This window comes from Archangium sp. (assembly GCF_036389735.1).
GTDB lineage: Bacteria > Myxococcota > Myxococcia > Myxococcales > Myxococcaceae > Archangium.
Map to the genome: position 1 here is coordinate 1 of NZ_DASVWK010000777.1, position 2519 is coordinate 2519.

At 70.3% G+C, this 2519-nt stretch carries 2 protein-coding genes and 1 pseudogene; 1 reads left to right on the top strand and 2 read right to left on the bottom strand.

Annotation, left to right across the window (positions count from 1 at the left end):
• Positions 1–590, top strand: a pseudogene (locus VF794_RS27600) (transposase); the annotation flags it as partial.
• 6 nt (positions 591–596) lie between these two features.
• On the opposite strand, the gene VF794_RS27605 reads toward VF794_RS27600, so the two are convergent.
• Both VF794_RS27605 and VF794_RS27610 read right to left on the bottom strand, forming a co-directional pair.
• Complete coding sequence (locus tag VF794_RS27605; protein ID WP_331115475.1) at positions 597–1556, bottom strand: terpene synthase family protein; 960 nt, start codon at positions 1554–1556, stop codon at positions 597–599.
• Positions 1553–2519: prenyltransferase/squalene oxidase repeat-containing protein (locus VF794_RS27610; protein WP_331115476.1), on the bottom strand; the 967-nt coding region annotated here is incomplete at its 5' end. The genes VF794_RS27605 and VF794_RS27610, both read right to left, overlap by 4 nt.

Genomic DNA, 2519 nt, shown 5'->3' on the forward strand with positions numbered 1-2519 from the left:
ACGAGGAATGGCGCGCGCTCGTGCCTCGCTTCGAGTACCTGCTGGATGACCTGACGGCCGAGCGGGCCGAGGCGTTGCTGGCGCGCCCCGGTCCTCCGCTGGCCCGGCTGGCGTGGCTCGTCCTGCGCTACGGGCGCACTGCGGAGCTGGCGCGGCGTCTCCCGGACTGGACGGCGCTCTTCGCGCAGGTACAGGCTACCCCCGATGGCTCCGAACATCTGGTGGTGGTCATCCGCTACCTCATCTGGGTCGGGGACGAGGTCACCCAGCAAGCGGCGAGGCAGGTGCTACATTCGGTGATGGATGCCCAACGAACGGAGGCACTGATGCGGAGCTATGGCGAGGAACTCATCGAGCAGGGACGCCAACAGGGTCTGGCGAGGGGCCGGGAAGAGGGTAGGGAAGAGGGGCTGACCCGAGGGCGTGCCGAGGACATCCTGCGGATTCTCACCGCGCGGGGCGTGGACGTCGGTGAGGAGGCCCGGCAACGCATCCTCACCTGTACGGACGTGGCCACTCTCGACCGCTGGTTCGACCGATCCCTGACCGCCACCACCCTCTCCGACGTGCTGGACGGCCTCGCACAGTAGAACAGTCTACCGGAGCCGCTCCTGGAACGGCTCCAGCTCCGGCAGGGTCGCCAGCAGCGCCTGGGCTCCGGGGTAGCGCGTGGCCATGAGGTGACGGGTGGTGTGCAGGTTTCCATTCGTCACACAGCGCAGCAGCTCCACGAAGTCGCGGACGTGGCGCTCACGCCAGTGCTCCGTGCTGGCCAGCTCCGCGCGCAGGCGCAGGAAGTCCCGGGCCCGCTCGTGGTAATGCGCCACCACCTGCCGGATGGCCTCCTCGCGGTCACCCACGTCCCGGGCCCGCAGCAGCACCAGGTTCAGATCTCCGCCAGACGGGTTCTTCCGGAGGGCCGCCTCGTCCTTCTCCACGGAGCCCAGGTCGTTGCAGCTGTAGACCAGCTCCATCGTCGCCTCGAGGAGCCCGGAGCCGCGCAGGGCCTCCTGGGCGCGCTCGGAGGGGGTCAGCCCGCGAAGGGCCGCCCAGCAGGCCACGTAGGCGGGCACACCGATGGTGTAGTTGCGGCACTCCCGGTATTGCGCCTCCGTCACCGTCCGGGAATCCATCCCCCGCTCCCTGCACGTCCACGCGCACAGCTCGCGGAAGGCCGCCCGTGGGCCCTCGGTGTCCCGCCCCTCGCGCTGCAGCGCCTCCATGAAGGAGGCGTGGCAGGCCCGCAGCTCCGTCGGGGCCGAGGGGGCGTCCGGGGCGGCGAGGAACGAGGTCAGCTCCTCCGTGGAGCCATCATCCGCCTTGAAGATGCAGGTGACGAACCAAGCGCCCAGGAGGTTCTCCTCCAGGGTGGCCTCGGGCGGGCAGCAGTACTGCTCGAAGGTGCTCGAGACGAAGGCCTCCCGGACGTAGAAGGCCGGCTCCAGCCGCCGGTACGTGTGCCGGAGCGACCAGTCCAGCAGTCGCCGCGTCAGCTCCCAGTGCCGCTCGTCGAGCATCTGGGCGCGATAGGGCTCGAGCAGTTCCGCGGCGTTCATGCCGTCTGTCTGGAGTAGGGAAGGTCCAGGGCCAGGAGCCGGCGGGCCTTGGCCAGCGCGATGACGGAGAAGATGGAGCCGAGCAGCGGCTCGTCATACACGAAGGGGCGGGGGCCCGACTGGTCCGGCCGCGAGGGCATGGCGCCGTCCGGGGACTGCCGGAAGAGGAGGTAGCGCAGGGCGCGCGGCAGGCGCTCGCGGTGGCCCATCAAGCTGAGCGCGGAGACCGCGTAGGCCGTGCTCAACACGTCCCCGGGCTCGTTGGCCGTCTGTCCCCAGCTTCCGTCCGCGTGCTGACTCGCCAGCAGGTAGTTCAGGGCCCCCTGGCGGATCGTCTCTCCCTGCGTCGCGGTGACGAGCGGCCGGCACGCGTCCAGGGCCCACATCACGCGGAAGATGCTGTACGTCTCGCACAGGCTCCAGCTGCGCTCGAAGGTGCCATCGGGCTGCTGGCTGGCCACCAGATAGCGCAGGCCCTGCTGGATGGGCTCGGCCAGGCGAGGATCACCGCCGAGCCGCCGACCCTGGGCCTGGAGGATGCAGGCGGTCATCGTCACCTCCGAGTCGCCCGCGCTCAAATAGGTGGGGTAGCCGCCGTCCGGCCGCTGGCGCTCCAGCAGGTAGCGATGCCCCCGGGCGAGGGTGGCCGCGTGCCTCGGCTCCCCCAGCTCCTGTAGCAGCATGAGGCACTGGGCCGTGGTGTCGGTGTCGTTCTGGACGACGTTCTCGGTGAAGCTCCAGCCGCCCTCGTCGGACTGGTGGGTGGCCAGGTACTCCCCCATCCTGGACAGCACGGAGGGCGGCGCGCCCTGGACCTCGCTCAGCGCCAGGCCCGAGAGGGCGGTGACCCAGAGGTTGAGGTTGTCGATGAAGGGGATGCTGCTGTCCGGGCGCGACAGCCGCTCCAGGAAGCGCAGGCCTCGCTCGAAGCACTCGGGCCGCTCCCGGCCGAGTCCCAGCATC

Coding starts and splice junctions, on each gene's coding strand:
- VF794_RS27605 (WP_331115475.1), bottom strand. CDS start 1,556: ATGAACGCCGCGGAACTGCTCGAGCCCTATCGCGCCCAGATGCTCGAC.